Raw genomic sequence first — 22,425 nt, 5'->3', positions numbered from 1 at the left:
TCAATTGGGACATGGCATTTTCGCGGTTCCAGACTGGATCTCGATCTCCCTTCTCCGAAGGGCCCTACCGAGGACAACCGCGAAACATGTCTCTACCCCCCACCCGATAAAAACAAGCATGTCACCTGACGTGACGTCATAATGGGTGTGAATTGTGAAGGAGATCACATGCGTTACCAAATCAGCGGCAAACAGATCGACATTGGTGCAGCCTTGCAGACACACGTGCAGGACGCATTGGGCGAGGTCGTGAGCAAATATGCTCAGCGACCGACGGATGCCAACGTCGTCTTTTCCCGTTCAGCGCATGAGTATGTGTGCGAAACCACCATACATATGTCCACGGGCCTGACAGCCCAGGCCAAGGCACATGCAACCGAAATCTATGCAGCATTCGAGGCGTGCTGCGAAAAGATGGAGAAACAGCTGCGTCGCTACAAGCGTCGCCTCAAGGACCACCATCGTGAACGGGCTCAGCCGGTTGAACTCTTCGGAGCGTCATCTTATATCCTCGCCTCGAACGAATCGGACGTGGCCGACGAACCCGACTCATTGCAGCCCATCATCGTGGCTGAGATGGAAACCAAGATCCCATCGTTGAGTGTCGGCGAAGCTGTCATGCAAATGGAATTGGCCGGCGCCCCGGTGCTGGTGTTCAGGAATGAAAACAAGGACGGATTGAACGTCGTGTATCGCCGGGATGACGGCAATATCGGCTGGATCGATCCGTAACAGGCAAGAATTGGGCGGGGCCCCCGGATTTTGGGGGCGTCGCCGTGGAGCAAAACATGGATTTGTCGAGCATACTGAAGCCCGAAGCGGTGCGCGTGCTATCTGCAGCGTCCAGCAAAAAACGGTTGTTTCAGGAAATCGGTGACGTCGCCGCGGGCGCACTCGGACTTGATCCGCAGACCATCGTAGACTGCCTGCTGGAGCGGGAAAGCCTTGGGCCGACCGGCGTTGGCCATGGTGTTGCCCTGCCACACGCCCGTTTGTCCGAGATCGATTCGGTTGCCGGCGTGTTCGTCATGCTGGAAAAGCCCATCGACTTCGGATCGGTCGACCGTCAGCCCGTGGATCTGGCCTTTGCGCTGTTCGCCCCGGAAGACGCCGGTGTCGAGCACCTCAAGGCCTTGGCGCTGGTATCGCGCACGCTGCGCGACGGCGCGGTCTGCTCGAAGCTTCGGGCCAACCCGGATCCGGTCAAGCTGTATGCGATCCTGACCACAGCCCAGTCCATGCAAGCTGCCTGAGACCTGTTAGAAAGAAAAAAGCCCCCGGTTTTCGGGGGCTTTTTTCGTCTGGGGCCATGCTTAACCGCCGGTTCCCATCTCGAGCGTCCACCAGATCTTCCCGCCGTTTTCCTGGTGCCATGCAAACCCCATCTGGGTTGCTTGCGGGTCCATGATCACCGATCGCGGACCCGGTTCCTGCATCCACGCGGCCAGGGTTTCGGTTTCGGTCTCGTAGGTCTCGGAAATCGCTTCACCCAGGAAACGCCCCGCATAACCGGCACGGGCCACCCGGTCGAGCGGCGAAGATCCGTCCGAGCCGAAATGCCAGGGCCGGTTCTGCCGCGACATGTCCTTGGCGTGCGTCGCCGCCGCTGCGTTCAACTGCGCGTTCAACTGCACCGACTGCAGTCCCGACGCCTGCCGCAGGGCGTTTACGGAATCAAGCATGCGGAACTGCAGTTTTTCGGGATTGCCCCGGATCTTGTAGGCTTTGGGCAGCGGGCGCCCATCCGCACCAAGGGTTGAAGTGCCGCTCACGTCGGTACATGCCGCCAGCGCGACAAGGCAAATCAAGAGCAGGGAAAAAATGCGCGTCATGATGAGTCCGGTTTGCTTGTTTCCAATTGGCAATACCCTGCCAGCGGCCCATGAGCAAAGGCTCAAATGCACGAACCCGCATGATTCTGCCGGTTTGATTTGCGACTGAAGCATTCTGGCAATAACATAGAGCGGATTCTTGCACATCTTTCGCAGAGGACCTGTCACCATGGTCAAGAAACGCGTTTTCTCTTCGTCCCGCCGCGGATTCCTCGCAGGCGCATCGTCTTTGCTCGCCAGCCCGGCGATCGCCCAATACATCCCGGGCGACCCATTGCGCCCTGCACCCGAGCCTGAACCGGCCGTTCGCCGCAACGTGTCGGGGTTCAAGGCGCAGCAGTGGCAGCCCTACTTCTCGAACACCCGGAACGGGGCGATTCTGGTCGACACCAATTCCCGCGCTTTGCACTATTGGTCGGAAGATCAGACTGTCTACAAGCTTTACCCGTCCTCGGTTCCGCTGACCGAAGAACTGACCCGCCGCGGTCGCACGAGTGTCATCCGCAAGGTCGAGGGGCCCAGCTGGTCGCCGACGCCGTCGATGAAGAAAAGAAACCCGGAATGGCCGGATTACATCCCTCCGGGGCCCGATAACCCGCTGGGAACGCACGCTTTGTATCTCAGCTGGAAGTATTACCGGATCCACGGAACCCACGATACGCGGAAAATTGGCCGCCGGTCGTCGAACGGGTGCATCGGGTTGTTCAACGAGAACATCGCAGAGCTGTACGCCATGGCGAAGGTCGGGACGCAAGTGTTGCTAATTTGACGACATTTTCGCGCGCCAACCCGCTTGCACTGCAAGTTGCAATTGCATTCGTTCTGCTTTGCTGATTAGAAAAAACCACGAGGTAAGTCTTAGGTGTGTGGTTCCGCAATTGGGATCGCGCAAACTCTGGAGGTTAATATGAAGAAACTTGTACTCGCTGCTGCACTGACCGCTGCTGCTTCGACCGCATATGCTGGCAACCTGGAAGAGCCGGTTGTTGAGGCACCTGTTGTCGTCGAAGAAACCCAGGGCTCGTCGCAGGGCATCATCCTGCCGCTGATCCTGCTGGTCGTTGTTGCCGCAGCTGTTGCCGCAGGCTAAGTCCAACGGACTACGACAAAAAAGAAAGGCGGTGGATTTCCACCGCCTTTTTTCGTGCTTGTTTCCGGGCCGGTTCAGTCCAGCCAGCCTTTAAGGTTGTCCTCGACAACCTTGCCCAAGGCCGCGATATGCGCGTCCTCGTCGTTGAGGCAGGGAATGTAGGTAAAGCTTTCGCCGCCGGCGTGCTCAAAGCTTTCGCGGATCTCTTCATTGATCTCTTCCAGCGTTTCAATGCAGTCCGACGAAAATGCCGGGGCGATGACGGCGATGTTCTTTTTGCCTTGTCGGGCCAATTCCGCGACGTGGTCGACGGTGTAGGGCTTAAGCCATTCCTCGGGCCCGAATCGTGACTGGAAGGTGGTCACCAGTTGATCATCCGCCCAGCCCAGCCGTTCTTTCAGCAGGCGTGACGTCTTGGCGCACTGGCAGTGGTACGGATCACCCTGCATCAGATAGCGTTCCGGCATGCCGTGATAGGAGCACACCAAAACTTCCGGCTTGGTCTCCATCGCGGCATAGGCCGTCTCGACCGACTGCGCCAGGGCGTCGATATAGGCGGGCTCGTCGAAATAGGCCGGCACCGTGCGGCTGGCGGGCTGCCAGGCCTCGTCCATCAGTGCGCGAAAGAACTGGTCGTTCGCGGTGGCGGTCGTAGCGCCCGCATATTGCGGATAGAGCGGGAAGAACAGGATGCGGTCGCAGCCTTCGGCCACCATCTGGCGAACCTTCGACTTGGTCGAGGGGTTTCCGTAGCGCATGCAGAAATCCACCATGACCTTGTCGCCATACCGGTCCTGCATCGCCGCACGCATCTTGGCGGTCTGGTCCTTGGTGATGGTCATCAGCGGGCTTTCGCCCTTGTCGTGGTTCCAGATCGACTTGTACGCAGCGCCCGAGCTGAAGGGACGTTTGGTCAGGATGATGGCCTGCAGGATCGGCTGCCATTTCCAGGCCGGATAGTCGATCACCCGCCGGTCGGACAGGAACTCGTTCAGATAGCGGCGCATCGGCCAATAGCTGTAGTCGTCCGGGGTGCCGAGATTGGCCAGAAGAACGCCGACGCGGCCCATCTTCACTTTTGGGTGGTCTGCCGGAGCGTGTTCCGGGCGGTTGGCATCGAACATGGTGAGCTTCCTGAATTCTGGTTTAGAGGCTGAAATAATCGGTTCGGTCAGCGGGTCAATCGGACAGTTTGCCTTCTTTCGTGCCAAGGGCGTCGGCCAGTCTCATCTGGGCCGAGCCAGGGCGCAACGGCTTGGGCTGGCTGGCATCCGGCGCCCAGCCCGTCAGGCAGATCAGCTCGAACGTGGCACTCAGCCGGCCTTCGGGAGATGTGAAATGCACGGCGTAAATCTCTTGGGCCCGGGAAAAGACCGCGCGGCGCGACGGGTGTTTCAACCGCTGGGTCATGGCGTTGGTTTCACCCATCGCGCGCAGGTCCCGCATCAGGTGCCACAGGTCGCGATACGTCGCCGTCAGGGGCACTTTGTCCGCAACAGGCAATGCAAAACCCGCACGCTGCAGCAGCGCGCCAAGATCTCGCAACTCGGCCATCGGCGCGACACGGGGGCTGAGACCGCCGGTCACCTCGACCTCGGCCTGACCCAGCGCGGCCCGCAATTCGTATAGCGTTTCACCGCCCAGACACACCACCAACAACAACCCGTCGGGCTGCAGCGCGCGGGCACATTGGATCAGCTGTCCCACCGGATCGTTGGCCCAATGCAGGGCCATCGCATGGACCACCAGATCATGCGCAGCGGGTTTGAGGTCCAGCACGTCGGCATCGGCCACGACCCGGGCGCCCGGCAGGACCGGCGCCCAAATCTCGGGGTAGGGGGCTACGATCGCTGGCGCAGTAAAGGATTTGTTAACCATGGAAAGGCGATCCTGCACCTCGTCCATGGCGGCGTGGTGCAGAAAAAGGGCTTCGTCGCTGATCCGCGCGCGGTGTGCCGCAAGCGCTTTGCGATCGAACAGCGAGGGTGCATTGGGTGCTGGCAAATCCATAAGCCGCAATTATCGCATATGGCAGCGGATTCAAACCGCGATCGAGGTCGTGTATCCGCCACGCTGCATCGGCTGCGGCGAGATGGCGGCCTCGGATTTCGGCCTGTGCGGGCCGTGCTGGCGCGAGACGCCGTTCATCGGCGGGACGGTCTGCCACAGTTGCGGTGCGCCGGTGCCTGGCAGCGATGATGGTCACCGAATCGACTGCGACGATTGTTTGCGCCGCCCACAACCGTGGGCCGAGGGGCGCGCGGCATTGCTGTATCAGGGACGGGCGCGGTCACTGGTTCTGGCCCTGAAGCACGGGGATCGTTCCGAACTGGCAAAACCTGCGGCGCGTTGGATGGCGCAGGCCGGTCGCACCCTGTTTCGACCGGATACGGTGATCGCCCCGGTGCCGCTGCATTGGTCGCGGCTGCTGAAGCGCCGATACAACCAGTCCGCTCTTTTGTCGCTCCAACTGGGAAAGGAGGCGGGCCTGCCGGTCTGTCCGGATCTGTTGATACGCAAGCGGCGTACCCCACCGCTGGAAGGCAAAACGGCGGCCGAGCGTGCGCATACGCTGCGCGATGCGATCACCATGCATCCGCGCCGGGCGGACCGCCTGACGGGGCGCCACGTGCTGCTGGTCGATGACGTGATGACATCGGGTGCAACCCTGGCGGCCTGCGCCCGCGCCTGCCGGGCGGCCGGGGCGGATGATATTTCCGTGTTGGTACTGGCGCGCGTTGCCAAGGATGCCTAATTCTCCCTAGATTGCGCGAAATCCAAGGGAACGGACCATGAAACCGGTTGTCATATATACCTCGCCGCTGTGCGGCTTTTGCCACGCGGCCAAACGGCTGCTGAATCAGAAAGGCGTCGCCTTCGAGGAAATCGACGTTTTGATGAACCCCAAACGCAAGCCCGAGATGATCCAGCGGGCGGGCGGGCGGCGCACGGTGCCTCAGATCTTCATCGGCGACACCCATGTCGGTGGCTGCGACGATCTGTACGAACTCGAACAGGCCGGCAAGCTGGACCCGCTGTTGGCCGCCTGATGAGAACCGCCCTGCTGCAGATCACCTCGTCGGACGACCCGGCCGCGAACTTGGACATGGTGCGCGCCATGATGGACGAGGCCGCGGGCAAGGGCGCGACGTTCATCCTGACGCCCGAGGTCACCAACTGCGTTTCGACCAGCGGAACGCGCCAACGCGAGGTGCTGCAGCACGAGGAAGACGACATCACACTGGCGGGCCTGCGCGAACAGGCGGCGGAATTGGGCGTGTGGCTGCTGATCGGATCGTTGGGGCTGAAGACTCATGACGCCGACGGGCGGTTCGCCAACCGGTCTTACATGATCGACCCGCAGGGCGGGATCGTCGCGCGCTATGACAAGATCCACATGTTCGACGTGCAGGTCACCGAGACCGAGACTTTTCGCGAATCGGCCAGCTATCGGCCCGGGTCGCGGGCGGTGATTGCCGAGACCGCCTTCGGCAAGGTCGGCATGACCATCTGCTATGACATCCGGTTCCCGCATCTGCACGCCGCGCTGGCACAGGGCGGGGCCACGATCCTGACGGTTCCGGCTGCGTTCTCTCCGGTGACCGGCGCGGCCCATTGGGAGCCGCTTCTGCGCGCCCGCGCCATCGAGACCGGCTGTTGGGTCATTGCCCCCGCGCAGACCGGGGAACACCCCAAGACCCGCGGCAAGACGCGCCATACCCACGGGCACAGCATGGTCGTGTCGCCCTGGGGCGAGGTGCTGATCGACGCAGGCACTCAGACCGGCATTCACTTTTTTGATCTGGATGATAGGTCTGTTACAGAGGCACGGCGGCGCGTGCCGTCCTTGACACATGTTCGCCCGTTCGACGGGCCCTGATCCAGAACCGGGTAATGACTGACGAAACCAACGCCCTTGCGGTCGCGCTGTTCAGCGAGATCCTGACCGCGGACCAATTGCTGCGGAACCGGCTGAGCCGGGTGCTGCCCAAGGGCATGGAGATCTCGCATTTCTCGGTGCTGAACCACCTGGTGTTCGTGGGAGGCGAGCGGACGCCTGCCCAACTGGCCAGCACATTCCATGTGACCCGTGGGGCGATGACCAACACCTTGGCCAAGCTGGAATGGGCCGGATACATCCACATCCGCCCCGATTGGGACGATGCCCGCCGCAAGATGGTGGCGATCAGCCCGGCCGGCCGCCGGGCGCGGGATCAGGCGATCTCGGCCATCGCGCCTCTGATCAACCGGGTCGTGGGCGAGCTGGGCCTTGAGCGTGTGCGCACGACCCTGCCGGTTCTGCGCGACCTGCGCATGAAGCTGGAAGAGGAATAGACCTCAGCCCGGCTTCACGCTGGCGGTGACATAGTTCACGCTCAGATCCCGGTCCGAGATCGACCAGCTCCAGGTGATCGGGTTGAAGACGAATCCCTTGCGGTCCACCGGGTCCAGACCGGCTTGGCGCAGCAGGTCGAACAGCTCGTCCGGGGTGATGAATTTGGACCATTCATGCGTGCCGCGCGGCAGCCATCGCATCACGACCTCGGCCCCGAAAATCGCCATCGCATAGGATTTCGGGTTGCGGTTGATGGTGGAACAGATTTCCAGCCCGCCGGGTTTCAACAGCTGTTGCGTGGCTGTCAGATAGGCCAGCGGATCGGCCACATGCTCGACCACCTCCATGTTCAGAACCACGTCGAACTGCTCGCCCGCGTCGGCCATCGCCTCGGCGGTGGTGTGGCGATAGTCGATCTGCAGGCCGGATTGCTCGGCATGGATGCGGGCCACGGGCAGGTTGCGCTCGGCCGCGTCGGCGCCCACGACCTCGGCGCCCAGCCGCGCCATCGGCTCGCTCAGCAACCCGCCGCCGCAGCCGATATCCAGCAGGCGCAGGCCCGCGAACGGTTTCGCTGCCGTCAGGTCCCGGTCAAATTCGCCCGCGATCTGCTGTGTGATATAGTCCAGACGGCACGGATTGAGCATGTGCAGAGGTTTGAATTTCCCGTGCGGGTCCCACCATTCGGCGGCCATGGCCTCGAATTTTGCGATCTCGGACGGGTCAACCGTGTTCGGATGCGCTTGCATTCCTGTCTCCGTGTGCTCTTTTACGCTGTAGGACTATATAGGGCCATAATGGACAAGTACCCGGACCAAAAGCGCGCAGTGCAATATCTTTACCCGCCGGTCGATCCGTTCGACCAGCGCGTGGTGGATATGGGCGACGGGCACCGCATCTATGTGGAACAATGCGGCAATCCCGACGGGATTGCGGTGGTGGTTCTGCATGGCGGCCCCGGCGGCGGCTGCAGCCCGGCCATGCGGCGCTATTTCGACCCCGAGGTCTACCGGGTGATTCTGTTCGACCAGCGCGGCTGCGGCCGGTCGCGGCCCACGGCCTCGGTCGAGAACAACACGACGTGGCATCTGGTGGCCGATATCGAGCGCCTGCGGAAACTGTTCGAGATCGACGACTGGATCGTGTTCGGCGGCAGCTGGGGCGCCACGCTGGCGCTGATCTATGCCCAAACCCATCCCGACCGGGTGACCCGCCTGGTTCTGCGCGGCGTGTTTCTGGCAACGCAGGCGGAACTCGACTGGTTCTATGGCGGCGGGGCCGGCAAGTTCTGGCCCGAACAATGGGCGCGCTTCACCTCGCTGCTGCGCGACTCGGAACTGTCCGACACCATCGGCGCCTACAACAAGCGGCTGTTTTCGGGCGATCGCGCGACCGAAATCCTGTACGCCCGCGCCTGGTCGCACTGGGAAAACGCGCTGGCCTCGATCCACACGAACGGGGCCGTCGGTGAAAGCCCCGGCGAATACGCGCGCACCTTCGCGCGGCTCGAGAATCACTATTTCATCAACAAGGCGTTTCTGGAATATGACGGCCAGATTCTGGATCAGATGGACCGGATCGCACATATCCCTGGCCATATCGTGCAAGGCCGGTACGACATGATCTGCCCCCCGCAGGCGGCCTGGAACCTGGCCGAGAAGTGGCCCGAGGCCGAGCTGAAGATGGTGCGGCAGGCCGGTCACGCCCTGTCGGAGCCCGGGATCAGTGCCGAACTTGTGCGCATCATGGACCGAACCGCGCAGGAGGTGGCATGACCCGCATCGACCGCCGTGCCCTGTTCACCTCGGGTGCCGCCGCAGCCCTGCTGGCCGCGACGGGGGCCTCGCTGGCGGATACGCCGAAATCGGGCGGCGTGCTGCGCATCGCCGTACCGCGTGACGACAGCCTGGACCGGCTGGCCCGGGGTGCGGTGTTCGACACCCTGACCGAGATCGCGCCGGACGGCACTCTGCGCGGCGAGCTGGCGACCGCCTGGCAGACCGATTCCGAAGCCCGGGTCTGGACCTTCGACCTGCGTGCCGATGCGGTGTTTCACGACGGTGCGGCGCTGACGGCCGGGGATGTTCTGGCGGTCCTGTCCGAGGTCGGGCGCGCCGAAGCGCTGGCGCCGGACCGCATCCGGATCGAACTGGCCGAGGCCAATCCCGGCCTGCCGTTCCTGCTGGCCGATACCCGGTTCGTCATTACCCGCGACGGGCAAAGCGTTTCTCCGCTGCAGCAGGCGAACGGCACCGGGTGCTACCGGGTCGAACGGGCCGAAGACGGTCGCCATTTCCGCGGCCGCCGGGTCGCGGGCCACTACAAGGATGGCCAGGCCGGCTGGCTGGAGGCGGTCGACATCATCGTTATCCCCGACCCGGCCGTGCGGGCCGAGGCGCTGCGTGACCGCTATGTGGACGTGTCGGTGCTGCCGGCGGCTCAAGGGCTGCGCGGTCTGGGTGGCGTGCGGTTCTTCCCCAACGAATCAGAGATGTCGCTGGCAATCTCCGGCACCGTGGGTCTGCCACGCCGGATCGGGCGGGGCGCGCCGTTGGACGATGGGCGCATCGCGGAACGCTGGTGGATGGCCTGAGACCGACCTGAAAACTGACGCGGATTGTCCGTTGGTTGACGGCAGGGGTTGCAGACTCGGGGCGTCCTGCGTATATGCAGTTGCAACAGCGGCGTGTCGGACTTCTGGTCCGAGGCTCCACCGGAAAATTCGACGGGCCGCGCGCCCGTTTTTTTGTGCCCGATTGAAGGGTAGTGCACCATATGACAAACGACCTGATAGCCAAGGCGGCGATCGACCGACGACTGGCCGAGATCATCACTCCGGTGATCGAGGATCTGGGGTACGAGCTGGTCCGCATCCGCCTGATGAGCGGCAAGCAGACTACGCTGCAGATCATGGCCGACAAGCCCGATGGCGGCATCGAGGTGGATGATTGCGCCGAGATCTCGAACGCGGTCAGCGCCACGCTGGACGTCGAGGACCCGATCCTCGACGCCTATACGCTCGAGGTGTCCAGCCCTGGCATCGACCGCCCGCTGACGCGGCTGAAGGACTTCGAGATGTTCGAGGGCTACGAGGCCAAGCTGGAAACCACCGAACTGATCGACGGCCGCCGCCGCTTCAAAGGGGAACTGGCCGGTGTCGAAGGGGATGAGGTTCTGATCAACATCCCCAACGGCGAAGATACCGTGACAATCGGTCTGCAATTCGACTGGCTGAGCGATGCCAAGCTGGTCCTGACTGATGACCTGATCAAGGAAATGTTGCGCCAGCGCAAGGATGCCGGCGCCCTGAACGAAAACGCTTTCGACGAGATTGAGACCGAAGGGTCCGAAGAGGAGACGAACTGATGGCAATCACCTCAGCAAACCAGCTTGAGCTGTTGCAGACCGCCGAGGCCGTGGCCCGCGAAAAGATGATCGACCCCGGTCTGGTCGTCGAAGCGATGGAGGAATCGCTCGCCCGTGCCGCCAAGAGCCGCTACGGCGCGGAAATGGACATCCGTGTGTCCATCGACCGCAAGACCGGCAAGGCGACCTTTACCCGGGTCCGCACCGTGGTCGCGGATGACGAGCTTGAGAACTATCAGGCCGAGATGACCGTCGAGCAGGCCAAGCAATACATGGAATCGCCCGAGATCGGTGATGTATTCGTGGAAGAGGTCCCGCCGGTGGAAATGGGCCGGATCGCGGCTCAGTCGGCCAAGCAGGTGATCCTGCAGAAGGTTCGTGAGGCCGAGCGTGACCGCCAGTACGAAGACTTCAAGGATCGTGTCGGCACCATCATCAACGGCGCCGTCAAGCGCGAGGAATTCGGCAACGTGATCGTCGATCTGGGTGGGGCCGAGGCTGTTCTGCGCCGCAACGACAAGATCGGTCGCGAAAGCTATCGCCCCAATGACCGGGTGCGCGCCTACATCAAGGAAGTGCGCCGCGAAACGCGTGGTCACCAGATCTTCCTGTCGCGCACGGCGCCCGAGTTCATGGCCGAGCTGTTCAAGATGGAAGTGCCGGAAATCTATGACGGCATCATCGAGGTCAAGGCCGTGGCCCGTGATCCCGGTTCGCGTGCCAAGATCGCGGTCATCTCGTATGACAACTCGATCGATCCCGTCGGCGCCTGCGTTGGTATGCGCGGCAGCCGCGTGCAGGCCGTCGTGAACGAGCTGCAGGGCGAAAAGATCGACATCATCCCGTGGAACGAAGACCAGCCGACCTTCCTGGTGAACGCGCTGCAGCCCGCCGAGGTTTCCAAGGTGGTTCTTGACGAGGAAGCCGGCAAGATCGAAGTCGTCGTGCCCGAGGAACAGCTGTCTCTGGCGATCGGTCGTCGTGGTCAGAACGTGCGTCTGGCCAGCCAGCTGACCGGTCTGGACATCGACATCATGACCGAGGCCGAAGAATCGGCGCGCCGTCAGAAGGAGTTCGAAGCCCGCACGCAGCTGTTCATGGACAGCCTGGACCTGGACGAATTCTTTGCCCAGCTGCTGGTCTCGGAAGGGTTCACCAACCTGGAAGAAGTGGCCTATGTCGAGCTGGACGAACTGCTGGTGATCGATGGCGTCGATGAAGGCACTGCAAACGAGCTGCAGGCCCGTGCGCGCGAATTCCTTGAGGCACAGGCCAAGGCGGCGCTGGACAGCGCCCGCAGCCTGGGTGCCGAGGACAGCCTTATTGAATTTGAGGGTCTGACACCCCAAATGGTTGAGGCGCTTGCCAAGGACGGCGTCAAGACGCTGGAAGACTTTGCAACCTGCGCTGACTGGGAACTGGCCGGAGGCTGGACCACGGTTGATGGCCAGCGGGTCAAGGATGACGGTATTCTCGAACCCTTTGGCGTGACGCTGGAAGAGGCACAGGATCTGGTGATGACCGCCCGGGTCATGCTGGGCTGGGTCGACCCCGCCGATCTGGAGCAGCCCGAGGCAGACGTCGAGGACGAAGCAGCAGACGAGGAGGCCGAGGCCTGATTCCAGGCCTCGGGTGGCACACATGGGTCGCGGTGGCGTCCATAAGGAACGGTCCGAAGGGCCAGAGCGGAAATGCATCGCCACGGGCGAGGTGCAGCCTCGGTACGGGCTGATCCGCTTTGTAACCGGCCCGGATGGGCAGGTTTTCCCGGATGTCGCGTCCAAGTTGCCGGGTCGGGGCGTTTATGTCTCGGCGGATCGCAAGGCGCTGGACACGGCCGTCGGCAAGAAGCTGTTTGCACGCGGGTTCAAGGCGCAGGTGACTGTACCGCAGGACCTTGTGGACGAGGTGGAGCGTCAATTGTCGCGCCGCGTGATCGAATTGATCAGCCTGGCGCGAAAGTCCGGCGATGCGGTCGCCGGGTATGAAAAGGTCAAGTCCTGGCTTGACCGCGAAGAGGCCTGGGTTCTGATTCAGGCGGTCGATGGTTCCGGGCGCGGCAAGTCCAAGCTGAGCACGCCGCATTTCGGGAAATACATTGGCTGGCTGACCGCAGACGAGCTTGGGGCGGCATTTGGGCGCCAAACGGTGATTCATGCGGCGCTCGCCTCTGGCGGACTCGCCAAACGTGTTGTAGAGGAAGCGCAGCGCCTGCGTGGCTTGCGCGATATGGATGACGGCGGCAAGGGCCGCGCGGAAGGGTAAGAAGCTTTATGAGCGATAGTGACGGCAAAAAGACATTGGGTCTTCGTGGCGGGGCACGCCCCGGGAATGTGAAACAGAGTTTCAGCCACGGACGCACCAAGAATGTCGTGGTGGAAACCAAACGCAAGCGCGTGGTGGTTCCCAAGCCGGGAGCGTCCAAGCCCAGCGGTGGCGCTGCGCCGTCGGGTGATCCTTCGCGCCGGCCGGCCGGGATTTCCGATGCCGAGATGAATCGGCGCCTGAAGGCGTTGCAGGCGGCCAAGGCCCGTGAGGCCGAGGAAGCCGAGCGCCGCGAGGCCGAGGAAAAGGCGCGCGCAGAAGAGCGTGAACGCCGCCGCGCCGAACAGGAGGCCAAAGAGCGCGAACAGCGCGAGGCCGAGGAGAAAGCCCGGCAGAAAGCCGAGGAAGAAGAGCGCAAGCAGAAAGAGGCTGAAGAAGCCGCTCAGCGCGCCGCAGCAGAAGCCGCGGCCGCGAAAGAGGCGCCCAACAAGGCCAAGGCCCCCGCGGCCAGCAAGCCTGCGCCAGCGGAAACGCCGCGCAAGGCGGACCGCGAACAGCGTCAGACACGCGGCAAGGGCCGTGACGATGGTCGCCGTTCGGGCAAGCTGACCCTGAATCAGGCGCTTTCGGGCGGTGAAGGCGGTCGGCAGCGTTCGATGGCATCGATGAAGCGCAAGCAGGAGCGTGCGCGGCAGAAAGCCATGGGCGGTTCGGTCGAACGGGAAAAGGTGATCCGCGAGGTTCAACTGCCCGAGGCGATCGTCGTCTCGGAACTGGCCAACCGTATGGCCGAACGCGTCGCCGATGTCGTCAAGTCGCTGATGAACATGGGTATGATGGTCACGCAGAACCAGACCATCGACGCCGACACTGCCGAACTGATCATCGAAGAATTCGGCCACAAGGTCGTGCGGGTTTCGGATGCGGATGTTGAGGATGTCATCTCGGATGTCGAGGACAAGGATGAAGACCTGCAGCCCCGTCCGCCGGTCATTACCATCATGGGTCACGTCGACCACGGCAAGACCTCGCTGTTGGATGCGATCCGCGACGCCAAAGTCGTTGCGGGCGAGGCCGGTGGCATTACCCAGCATATCGGCGCCTATCAGGTGCAGACCAACGACGGCACTACGCTGACCTTCCTGGATACGCCGGGCCACGCGGCCTTTACCTCGATGCGCTCGCGCGGGGCTCAGGTAACGGACATCGTGGTGCTGGTTGTCGCGGCGGATGACGCGGTGATGCCGCAGACGGTCGAGGCAATCAACCACGCCAAGGCCGCCGGTGTTCCGATGATCGTTGCGATCAACAAGGTCGACAAGCCCGAGGCCAACCCGGACAAGGTGCGCACCGACCTGCTGCAGCACGAGGTGATCGTCGAAAAGATGTCCGGCGAGGTTCAGGATGTCGAAGTGTCGGCCATCACGGGTCAGGGTCTGGACGATCTGCTGGAAGCCATCGCGCTGCAGGCCGAGATTCTGGAGCTGAAGGCCAACCCGAACCGCGCCGCACAAGGCGCCGTGATCGAGGCGCAGCTGGACGTGGGCCGTGGCCCGGTCGCGACCGTTCTGGTCCAGAAGGGCACGCTGCGCCAGGGCGACATCTTCGTCGTGGGCGAGCAGTACGGCAAGGTCCGCGCGCTGATCAACGACAAGGGCGAGCGCGTCCAGGAAGCCGGGCCTTCGGTTCCGGTCGAGGTGCTGGGTCTCAACGGTACGCCCGAGGCCGGTGACGTTCTGAACGTGACCGAGACCGAGGCGCAGGCCCGCGAGATCGCCGAGTACCGCGCGCAGGTTGCCAAGGACAAGCGCGCCGCCGCCGGTGCCGCGACCACGCTGGAACAGCTGATGCAGAAGGCCAAAGAAGACGAGAACGTGGCCGAGCTGCCCATTCTGGTCAAAGCTGACGTGCAGGGTTCGGCCGAGGCCATCGTGCAGGCGATGGAGAAGATCGGCAACGACGAGGTGCGCGTGCGCGTGCTGCACTCGGGCGTCGGCGCCATCACCGAAACCGATATCGGCCTGGCCGAAGCGTCGGGGGCTCCGGTCTTTGGCTTCAACGTGCGGGCCAACGCATCGGCGCGCAACACCGCCAACCAGAAGGGCGTCGAGATCCGCTACTACTCGGTGATCTACGACCTGGTGGATGACGTCAAAGCCGCCGCTTCGGGCCTGCTGAGCGCCGAGATCCGCGAGAAGTTCATCGGCTATGCCGAGATCAAGGAAGTGTTCAAGGTCACCGGCGTCGGCAAGGTTGCCGGCTGTCTGGTCACCGAGGGCGTTGCCCGCCGTTCGGCCGGCGTGCGCCTGCTGCGCGACAACGTGGTGATCCACGAAGGCACGCTGAAGACGCTGAAACGCTTCAAGGACGAAGTGGCCGAGGTTCAGTCGGGTCAGGAATGCGGTATGGCGTTCGAGAATTACGACGATATCCGCCCGGGCGACGTGATCGAGATCTTCGAGCGTGAGGAAGTCACCCGCACGCTGGATTGATCCGGTCGAAATTGAAAGAAACGGCGGTCCCCAGGGCCGCCGTTTTCGTTTTCAGGGGTGGTCGTTCAGAAACGTCCCGTCCTTGAGGATGATGTCGAAATGGTGCGTGCCCGGCTGCAGGTCAAAGCTGACGGCATGGCCGGCCTTGCGCAACGCTTCGGCATAGTCGCGGCTCTGGCGGATGAACTCGCCCGTGTCCCGCTCGCCCACCGTGACCCGATAACGCGGCCCGGGCGCGGGCAGGCGCAGGATGGGGGACAGGTCGTGCAGCTCGACCGGAGTCAACTGCAGCGGATCGTTGACCGGGGTCAGACTGATCGGTTCCAGGTCGTAGACGCCGCTGATCAGGATGACTTCGCGCACCCGCAGGCCGATCCGGGCGAATTGGTCGGCCGAGGTCGCCATGACCATCGCCGCCAGATGCGCGCCGGCGCTGTGCCCGGACAGGGTGACATGCGAGGCGTCGAACCCCAGCGACTTGGCCCGAGTGGCCAGCCACATCAGCGCGGTCCGGCATTCATCGACCATCTGGTACAGCCGCGCGTCGGGGGCGAGCGTGTAGTTCACCGTCGCAAAGGCCTGCCCGCCTTGGACCAGCGCGGGCGCCATCATCGCCGAGTCGCGCTGGCTGAGCGCCTGCCAATAGCCGCCGTGGATAAACACATGCAGCGGTGCGCCGGGCGCGCGGGCGGGAAAGAAATCCAGCACCTGCGCGGGAGTGTCGCCATAGCCGAGGGTCTCTTGCACCGTCAGTTGCGCCCGCGCCTGCGCGCTGAGCGCTGAATAGGCCGCCAGATAGGGGGCAAGGTCGCCGCCGATCATCGAACTGGGCGCGTATTCGCGCTCCAGCTCGGCTTGGGTAAATCCGCGATACAGCATGGCTCAGCCCTGTCCGCCGTACATCAGGTCGGTGCGCACGTCATAAAGGTCGTGGAAGAATCGCAGCTCCAGCGCCTTGCGCAGAAAAGCCACGCCGCTGGAGCCGCCAGTGCCTGGCTGCATGCCGATCACACGTTCCACGGCGGTCGCATGGTCGAACCGCCACCGCTGGAACAGCGATTCCACATCCATCAGCTTTTCGCCCAGCGCATACAGGTCCCAGTACCGGCCCGTGTTCCGGTAGATCTCGGCCCAGATCTTCACGATGCGCGGATCGCCGGAATAGGTCTTTGAATAGTCCCGGTCCAGCAGGTCCTGCGGCACGTCGAACCCCTGCCGCGCCAGCATGTGCAATACCTCGTCATACAGCGACGGTTTGACCAGAGCGGCGGTCAGCATCTCCATCACTTCGGGGTCGTGCTCATGCACCTTCAGCGTGGCGGTGTCCTTGTTGCCCAGGATGAACTCGATCTGGCGATAGCCGTAGCTCTGGAAGCCGGATGAATTGCCCAGCGCCTTGCGGAAGGTCATATAGTCGGCGGGCGTCATGGTCAGCAGGGTTTCCCACGCGGCGATCAACTGGCGCTGGATCGCCTTGATCCGGTCCAGGTTCTTCATCGCGGGGCCGAACTCATCCTGCTGCAGAAACCGGCGCACCTCGACCAGCTGATGGTGCATCAGTTTCAGCCAAAGCTCGCTGACCTGATGGATGATGATGAACAGCATCTCATCGGGTTGGGCCGGGTCCTGAAAGGTTTTCTGCAAGTTCAGCAGGGTCTTGAGTTGCAGGAAATCGCCATAGCTTTTGCGGTGCGTGTCCGCGAAATCGGTTACCAGCGTGTCTTCGATTCCCCGTTCCAGCGGGCGGTCGCCCTTGGCTTTGTCGGCCATTTCATTTCCTCCCCGGCATGTGTGCGCACCTGTCTAGAAGGTGCGTTTGCAACTATCCAGAGGGTCAGGCCCAGTCCAGCACCACCTTGCCCGATTTTCCCGACTTCATGGCGGCAAAGCCCTGCGCAAAGTCATCGGCGGCAAAGCGATGGGTGATGACCCGGCTGACATCCAGACCGTTCTGCAACATCGCGATCATCTTGTACCAGGTCTCGAACATTTCGCGGCCGTAGACGCCCTTGATGGTGATCGCCTTGAACACGATGCGGCTCCAGTCGACGGGTGATTTTCCGGGCGGAATACCCAGCAGGGCGATCTTGCCGCCCATCACCAGTGCCTCGACCATCTGATCCAGCGCCGCCTGCGAGCCCGACATTTCCAGCCCCACGTCAAAACCCTGGCTCATGCCCAGGTCGGAAATCACCGATTGCAGCTCTTCCTTGGCCACGTTCACCGCTCGGACCGAGGGCACGACATGCTGCGCCAGCGCCAGCCGGTCGGGGTTGATGTCGGTGATCACCACATGCCGGGCGCCGGCGTGGCGGGCCACCGCGGCGGCCATGATCCCGATCGGGCCGGCGCCGGTGATCAACACGTCCTCGCCCAGCAGATCGAAGCTCAGCGCGGTGTGCACGGCATTGCCCAGCGGGTCGAGTATCGCGCCGATCTCGTCGGGGATGTCGTCGGGCAGGGGCACCACGTTGAAGGCCGGCAGCTTGAGATATTGGGCAAAGGCGCCCTGTTCGTTCACCCCGATCCCGCGCGTGCCCGGGTCAAGGTGGAACTTGCCCGCGCGGCTCTGGCGGCTGTCGGTGCCGATCAGGTGACCCTCGCCCGAGCACCGCTGGCCGATCTTCAACCCGGTCACGTTGCGGCCCAGCTCGACGATCTCGCCGGCGAATTCGTGGCCGGTGATCATGGGAACGGGCACCGTGTGCGACGCCCATTCATCCCAGTTCCATATATGGATGTCGGTGCCGCAGATCCCGGTCTTTTTCACGCGGATCAAAACCTCGTCGGGGCCGATCTCGGGGACCGGGGCCTGTACCATCCACAGCCCTTCTTCGGGCCTGGACTTCTCCAGCGCTTTCATCGTGTTGGGTCGCATCCGGATCACTCCCACAAATCGGTCGACAGGTATTTCAAGCCGCTGTCACACATCACGATGGCGATGCAGCCACCGCGTTCGGGGCCACGCAGCAGGTCGATGGCGGCAGCCAGGTTCGCCCCGGCGGAAAAGCCCGCAAAGATGCCTTCGGTGCGGGCCAACAGGCGGGCGGCGTCGCGCGCTGATGCGCCGGTGACGGACAGATGACCGGCCAATTTCGCTCCGTTCAGATGCGTCAGAACCGACATCGCATAACCACCGCCCTGGATCGGATGATCGGGCGCACGGACGGGTTCACCGGCCAAGGCACGAGCGCCGTCGGGCTCGACCGCATAGCACCGCACCCCAAGGGGTGACAGGTAGTCAGAGACCCCGGCAAGTGTGCCGCCAGAGCCGGCAAAATCACAAAAGGCTGTCACGGCACCTGCTGATTGGGCCCAGATTTCCGGACCCGTCCCGGCGGCATGGGCCTTGGGGTTGCCCGCGTGGCCGAACTGATCGGCGCGGAATGCGTTGCGCTCGGCGGTGATGCGGCGGGCGGCGTCATCCACCAGCGCCAGGTCGGCGCCCGAGACTTCGCCCGGTTTGCCGCCTTCGGCCTGAGGGACGATCACCACCTCGGCGCCCATGGCGCGCATCATGCGGGCGCGTTCGACCGAGTTCCCTGCGCTCATGACCGCCACGAACGGGTGCCCCAGAATGCCGCAGACAATCGCCAGACCGGTGCCCATGTTGCCTGAGGTCAGCTCGACCACCGTCTGCCCCGGGATCAGGCTGCCGTCGGCGCGGGCCTGTTCGATGATGGACCGGGCGGCCCGATCCTTTTTCGAGAAGCCCGGCAGCAAATAGTCCAGCTTTGCCAGAATACGGCCGCCCAGATCCAGTGTTTGGCAAACCCGGGACAGCTCGACCAGGGGCGTATCGCCGATCGCGTCGATGACCGAGTTCAGAACCATCAGATGACCCCCAACGCCTTGCCGACCTTACCGAAGGCGGCCAGGGCGCGGTCCAGCTCGTCGCGGGTCAGCGCCGCGTTCATCTGGGTGCGGATGCGGGCCTGGCCACGCGGGACCACCGGGAAGAAGAAGCCCGAGACATAGACGCCTTCGTCGAACAGACGGGCGGCCATGTCCTGCGCCAGCTGCGCCTCGCCCAGCATCACGGGAATGATCGGATGTTCACCCGGAAGTAGGTCGAACCCCAGCTTCTCCAGCCCGGCGCGCCAGTATTTCGCGTTACCGAACAGTTGCTTGCGCAGCATGTCGCCCTCTTCGACCAGGCGGATCGCCTCGAGCCCGGCGGCGACGATGGAAGGCGGCAGCGAATTCGAGAACAGATAAGGCCGCGCCCGCTGCCGCAGCAGGTCGATCACTGGCTGCGGCCCGGCGATGTAACCGCCGATTGCCCCCCCAAGTGCCTTGCCCAATGTCCCGGTCAGAATGTCCACGTCCACGCCGAAATGATCCGGCGTGCCCGCCCCGCGCGGCCCCATGAAGCCGGTGGCGTGGCAGTCATCGACCATCACCACCGCGTCGTATTTGTCGGCCAGTGCGCGGATCCTGGGCAGGTTGGCCAGGTAGCCATCCATCGAGAACACACCGTCGGTCGCGATCATGATGTGCCGCGCCCCGTCCTCGCGCGCCTGTTTCAGCCAGGCTTCGAGGTCGTTCATGTCATTGTTCATGTAGCGATAGCGCTTGGCCTTGCACAGCCGGACCCCGTCGATGATCGAGGCATGGTTCAGACTGTCCGAGATGATGGCATCCTCGGGGCCCAGCAGGGGTTCGAACAGCCCGCCATTGGCGTCGAAACAGGCCGCGAACAGGATCGAATCGTCCTTGCCCAGAAACTTGGCCAGCCGCTGCTCCAGCTCGCGGTGGATGTCCTGCGTGCCGCAGATGAACCGGACCGAGGCCATGCCGAACCCCTTGGGCTCCATCGCGTTCTTCGCGGCCTCGATCAGCGCCGGATGGTCGGCCAGACCCAGGTAATTGTTGGCACACAGGTTGATGACCTGACGTCCGCCCACCGTGATCTCGCCGCTTTGGGGCGAGGTGATCATTCGTTCCGTCTTGTACAGGCCTTCCGCCTTGATCTGCGAGAGGGTGTCCGAAACGTGGGACAGGAATGCATCAGCCATGGCGATCTCCTTCTTCTGAGTCGCGTATCTAACATAACGGACGCGCTTCCCAAATAGGAGATTTTCAGTATGGCGGAAAAAAATCCGTGAAGGCGGAAATTGGCCGATATGTGCGGATCAGGCGTTCTTGACGATCAGGAACACGCGGGCGGGTCCGTCCGGCGCCGCGATGGCGTGGGCCACATCGGCCGCATACCGGGCCGTGTCGCCCTGGCGCAGTTCCATCGTCGCGGCGCCCGAGGTGACGCGGACGGTCCCTTCCAGCACGGTCAGCTGTTCGCGCGCACCGCGGGCATGGGGCTGGCTGTTCAGTGCGCCACCTGCGTCGAACCGGATATCATAGACCTCGTGGCCGCCGGCCTCCTCGGGTGGCGAGAGGATGCGGATCCGGCAGGATTGGCCCATATTGTCGATGCTGGGCACCTCGGCGCTGCGCAGCACTTCGATCTGGTCGGTGGTCTCGGACTCTTCCAGAAGACCGGCGAAATCGACCTGTAGCGCACGGGTCAGGTTCCACAGGGTCGAGATCGTGGGGCTGCTTTCGCCGCGTTCGATCTGGCTGACCATCGACCGGGAGACGCCGCTGAGATTGGCCACCGCTTCCAGTGACAGTCCCTTGGCGCGCCGGGCCTCTTTCAGGCGGGCGGGCAGGCGTGTCAGGATATCGTCTGAGTTTTCCGTCATGGCGGAATTTCTTGCGCGTCCGGGTGTGAATTGTCAATTCCGCCGATGACGGAACGTCCCGCGCGACAGGCCCATGCTGCGGGTGCATACTGCGCGCAAATCCAAGAGGAGAGAGACATGACCGACATCGTGATTCTGGACGGTGCCCGCACCGCAATCGGTACGTTCGGAGGGTCGCTGGCCGCGACCCCGCCGATTGATCTGGCCACCGTCGTGACCAAGGCCGCGCTTGAGAAATCCGGCGTCGAAGGCGACCGGATCGGGCATGTGGTGTTCGGACATGTCATCAACACCGAGCCGCGCGACATGTACCTGTCGCGCGTCGCGGCGATGCAGGCGGGCATTCCGAACGGCACCCCGGCGATGAACGTGAACCGGCTGTGCGGGTCGGGCGCGCAGGCCATCGTATCGGCAGTTCAATCGCTGATGCTGGGGGATGCCGAATTTGCCGTGGCCGGCGGCGCCGAGAGCATGTCGCGCAGCCCTTACATCGTTCCGCAGGCGCGTTGGGGCGCCAAGATGGGCGACATCAAGTCGCTGGACATGATGCTGGGCGCGCTGAACTGCCCCTTTGGCACCGGGCATATGGGCGTCACCGCCGAGAACGTTGCCGATGAACACCAGATCACGCGCGAGGAGATGGACGCGTTTGCGCTGGCCAGCCAGCAGCGCGCGGCGGCTGCGATTGAGGCGGGCTATTTCGACAGCCAGATCGCGCCGGTGCAGGTCAAGGTCAAGCGCGACATGGTCGATTTCAAGGTCGACGAGCATCCCAAGGCGACCACGGCCGAAGCCCTGGCCGGGTTGCGCCCGGTGTTCCAGAAGGACGGGCGTGTGACCGCGGGCAACGCCTCGGGCATCAATGACGGCGCGGCGGCGATGGTTCTGGCCACGGCCGATGCCGCCGAGAAAGCCGGCCTGACGCCCAAGGCGCGCATCCTGGGCTATGCTCATGCAGGTGTCCGCCCCGAAGTGATGGGGATCGGCCCGGTTCCGGCCGTGCGCAACCTTTTGGAGCGGACCGGCCTGTCGGCGGGCGATTTCGACGTGATCGAAAGCAACGAGGCCTTTGCCGCCCAGGCGCTGGCAGTGAACAAGGAGCTTGGGCTGGACCCGGCCAAGGTGAACCCGAATGGCGGAGCCATCGCCCTGGGTCATCCGGTAGGGGCCACCGGGGCGATCATCACGCTGAAGACTCTGTACGAGTTGGAGCGCATCGGCGGGTCGAAAGGACTGATCACCATGTGTATCGGTGGCGGGCAAGGGATTGCCATCGCCATCGAACGGCTCTGATTTCAGGCTGGGCAGGGGGGCTGTCTGCCCCCCATCGCGCCGGGGCGCG

General features: G+C 63.4%; 25 protein-coding genes. 15 read left to right on the top strand and 10 right to left on the bottom strand.

Annotated features, from left to right (window positions below; translation table 11 throughout):
* The first annotated feature begins 168 nt into the window (after positions 1 to 168).
* A complete protein-coding gene (hpf, locus tag ACR0EF_RS16350; protein ID WP_170342438.1) occupies positions 169 to 732 on the top strand; it encodes a ribosome hibernation-promoting factor, HPF/YfiA family in 564 nt (187 codons plus the stop codon).
* 56 nt (positions 733 to 788) lie between these two features.
* Positions 789 to 1,253, top strand: a complete 465-nt coding sequence (gene ptsN, locus ACR0EF_RS16345; protein WP_170343139.1) for a PTS IIA-like nitrogen regulatory protein PtsN — start codon at positions 789 to 791, stop codon at positions 1,251 to 1,253.
* A 60-nt stretch (positions 1,254 to 1,313) separates the two neighbouring features.
* Here the strand turns inward: ptsN and dalA are convergent, their stop codons facing one another.
* Complete coding sequence (dalA, locus tag ACR0EF_RS16340) at positions 1,314 to 1,832, bottom strand: divisome-associated lipoprotein DalA (protein ID WP_093963636.1); 519 nt, start codon at positions 1,830 to 1,832, stop codon at positions 1,314 to 1,316.
* A gap of 169 nt (positions 1,833 to 2,001) precedes the next feature.
* Between dalA and ACR0EF_RS16335 the strand changes: the two genes are divergently transcribed.
* Positions 2,002 to 2,601 (top strand): L,D-transpeptidase, encoded by a 600-nt coding sequence (locus tag ACR0EF_RS16335; RefSeq protein ID WP_170373232.1) that lies wholly within the window; start codon positions 2,002 to 2,004, stop codon positions 2,599 to 2,601.
* Positions 2,602 to 2,739: 138 nt separating this feature from the next.
* Positions 2,740 to 2,922: a hypothetical protein gene (locus ACR0EF_RS16330; protein WP_005979327.1), complete on the top strand. Its 183-nt coding sequence runs from the start codon at positions 2,740 to 2,742 to the stop codon at positions 2,920 to 2,922.
* A 74-nt stretch (positions 2,923 to 2,996) separates the two neighbouring features.
* Here ACR0EF_RS16330 and hemH read toward each other — a convergent pair whose 3' ends face one another.
* Both hemH and ACR0EF_RS16320 read right to left on the bottom strand, forming a co-directional pair.
* Positions 2,997 to 4,046 (bottom strand): ferrochelatase, encoded by a 1,050-nt coding sequence (gene hemH, locus ACR0EF_RS16325; RefSeq protein WP_170373231.1) that lies wholly within the window; start codon positions 4,044 to 4,046, stop codon positions 2,997 to 2,999.
* A 55-nt stretch (positions 4,047 to 4,101) separates the two neighbouring features.
* Complete coding sequence (locus ACR0EF_RS16320; protein WP_170373230.1) at positions 4,102 to 4,932, bottom strand: methyltransferase domain-containing protein; 831 nt, start codon at positions 4,930 to 4,932, stop codon at positions 4,102 to 4,104.
* Between the two features lie 40 nt (positions 4,933 to 4,972).
* Here ACR0EF_RS16320 and ACR0EF_RS16315 point away from each other — a divergent pair, with 40 nt between their 5' ends.
* From ACR0EF_RS16315 to ACR0EF_RS16300, 4 genes are read left to right on the top strand one after another with little or no spacing between them, the layout of a single operon-like run.
* Positions 4,973 to 5,677, top strand: a complete 705-nt coding sequence (locus tag ACR0EF_RS16315) for a double zinc ribbon domain-containing protein (protein ID WP_367646427.1) — start codon at positions 4,973 to 4,975, stop codon at positions 5,675 to 5,677.
* A gap of 37 nt (positions 5,678 to 5,714) precedes the next feature.
* On the top strand, positions 5,715 to 5,972 hold the full coding sequence (grxC, locus tag ACR0EF_RS16310) for a glutaredoxin 3 (RefSeq protein ID WP_170342430.1): 258 nt from the start codon (positions 5,715 to 5,717) through the stop codon (positions 5,970 to 5,972).
* Entirely contained in the window at positions 5,972 to 6,802 is an 831-nt protein-coding gene (locus tag ACR0EF_RS16305) for a carbon-nitrogen hydrolase family protein (protein WP_170367537.1), read from the top strand. Before grxC ends, ACR0EF_RS16305 begins: the two co-directional genes overlap by 1 nt.
* A gap of 14 nt (positions 6,803 to 6,816) precedes the next feature.
* Positions 6,817 to 7,257, top strand: coding sequence for a MarR family winged helix-turn-helix transcriptional regulator (locus ACR0EF_RS16300; protein WP_170343133.1), 441 nt, complete (start codon positions 6,817 to 6,819; stop codon positions 7,255 to 7,257).
* A 3-nt stretch (positions 7,258 to 7,260) separates the two neighbouring features.
* On the opposite strand, the gene ubiG is transcribed toward ACR0EF_RS16300, so the two are convergent.
* Positions 7,261 to 8,007, bottom strand: a complete 747-nt coding sequence (gene ubiG / locus ACR0EF_RS16295; protein WP_170343132.1) for a bifunctional 2-polyprenyl-6-hydroxyphenol methylase/3-demethylubiquinol 3-O-methyltransferase UbiG — start codon at positions 8,005 to 8,007, stop codon at positions 7,261 to 7,263.
* Positions 8,008 to 8,055: 48 nt separating this feature from the next.
* On the opposite strand from ubiG, the gene pip reads away from it, so the two are divergent.
* The 6 genes from pip (at position 8,056) to infB (ending at position 15,381) form a co-directional block, all read left to right on the top strand.
* The gene (pip, locus tag ACR0EF_RS16290; RefSeq protein ID WP_170373228.1) at positions 8,056 to 9,033 is read left to right on the top strand and encodes a prolyl aminopeptidase; all 978 of its coding nucleotides are present in this window, start codon (positions 8,056 to 8,058) and stop codon (positions 9,031 to 9,033) included.
* The gene (locus tag ACR0EF_RS16285) at positions 9,030 to 9,851 is read left to right on the top strand and encodes an ABC transporter substrate-binding protein (RefSeq protein WP_170373227.1); all 822 of its coding nucleotides are present in this window, start codon (positions 9,030 to 9,032) and stop codon (positions 9,849 to 9,851) included. Before pip ends, ACR0EF_RS16285 begins: the two co-directional genes overlap by 4 nt.
* 182 nt (positions 9,852 to 10,033) lie before the next feature.
* Positions 10,034 to 10,624 (top strand): ribosome maturation factor RimP, encoded by a 591-nt coding sequence (gene rimP / locus ACR0EF_RS16280; protein WP_170343129.1) that lies wholly within the window; start codon positions 10,034 to 10,036, stop codon positions 10,622 to 10,624.
* The gene (gene nusA / locus ACR0EF_RS16275) at positions 10,624 to 12,243 is read left to right on the top strand and encodes a transcription termination factor NusA (protein ID WP_093963624.1); all 1,620 of its coding nucleotides are present in this window, start codon (positions 10,624 to 10,626) and stop codon (positions 12,241 to 12,243) included. The genes rimP and nusA overlap by 1 nt, the downstream gene beginning before the upstream one ends.
* Before the next feature lie 22 nt (positions 12,244 to 12,265).
* Positions 12,266 to 12,889, top strand: coding sequence for an RNA-binding protein (locus ACR0EF_RS16270; protein ID WP_170343128.1), 624 nt, complete (start codon positions 12,266 to 12,268; stop codon positions 12,887 to 12,889).
* An 8-nt stretch (positions 12,890 to 12,897) separates the two neighbouring features.
* A complete protein-coding gene (gene infB / locus ACR0EF_RS16265) occupies positions 12,898 to 15,381 on the top strand; it encodes a translation initiation factor IF-2 (RefSeq protein ID WP_170372434.1) in 2,484 nt (827 codons plus the stop codon).
* Between the two features lie 51 nt (positions 15,382 to 15,432).
* Here infB and ACR0EF_RS16260 read toward each other — a convergent pair whose 3' ends face one another.
* The 6 genes from ACR0EF_RS16260 to ACR0EF_RS16235 form a co-directional block, all read right to left on the bottom strand.
* Positions 15,433 to 16,260, bottom strand: coding sequence for an alpha/beta hydrolase (locus ACR0EF_RS16260; RefSeq protein ID WP_170367540.1), 828 nt, complete (start codon positions 16,258 to 16,260; stop codon positions 15,433 to 15,435).
* A gap of 3 nt (positions 16,261 to 16,263) precedes the next feature.
* The gene (locus tag ACR0EF_RS16255; RefSeq protein WP_170359924.1) at positions 16,264 to 17,151 is read right to left on the bottom strand and encodes a tryptophan 2,3-dioxygenase; all 888 of its coding nucleotides are present in this window, start codon (positions 17,149 to 17,151) and stop codon (positions 16,264 to 16,266) included.
* 64 nt (positions 17,152 to 17,215) lie between these two features.
* Positions 17,216 to 18,244: an L-threonine 3-dehydrogenase gene (tdh, locus tag ACR0EF_RS16250; protein ID WP_170367774.1), complete on the bottom strand. Its 1,029-nt coding sequence runs from the start codon at positions 18,242 to 18,244 to the stop codon at positions 17,216 to 17,218.
* A gap of 20 nt (positions 18,245 to 18,264) precedes the next feature.
* Positions 18,265 to 19,215 carry a PLP-dependent cysteine synthase family protein gene (locus ACR0EF_RS16245; RefSeq protein ID WP_170372432.1) on the bottom strand — a complete coding sequence of 317 codons (951 nt, stop codon included), beginning with the start codon at positions 19,213 to 19,215 and terminating at the stop codon, positions 18,265 to 18,267.
* Positions 19,215 to 20,399, bottom strand: a complete 1,185-nt coding sequence (locus ACR0EF_RS16240) for a glycine C-acetyltransferase (RefSeq protein ID WP_170373226.1) — start codon at positions 20,397 to 20,399, stop codon at positions 19,215 to 19,217. The genes ACR0EF_RS16245 and ACR0EF_RS16240 overlap by 1 nt, the downstream gene beginning before the upstream one ends.
* A 117-nt stretch (positions 20,400 to 20,516) precedes the next feature.
* Entirely contained in the window at positions 20,517 to 21,083 is a 567-nt protein-coding gene (locus tag ACR0EF_RS16235) for a helix-turn-helix domain-containing protein (protein WP_170343122.1), read from the bottom strand.
* Between the two features lie 117 nt (positions 21,084 to 21,200).
* Here ACR0EF_RS16235 and ACR0EF_RS16230 point away from each other — a divergent pair, with 117 nt between their 5' ends.
* Positions 21,201 to 22,376 (top strand): acetyl-CoA C-acyltransferase family protein, encoded by a 1,176-nt coding sequence (locus ACR0EF_RS16230; protein ID WP_170373225.1) that lies wholly within the window; start codon positions 21,201 to 21,203, stop codon positions 22,374 to 22,376.
* The last annotated feature ends 49 nt before the right edge of the window (positions 22,377 to 22,425 follow it).

It is taken from the genome of Ruegeria sp. CG8, assembly GCF_056537165.1.
Note: the sequence above shows the minus strand (reverse complement) of the source record. Positions and strands in the feature narration are given on the sequence as shown.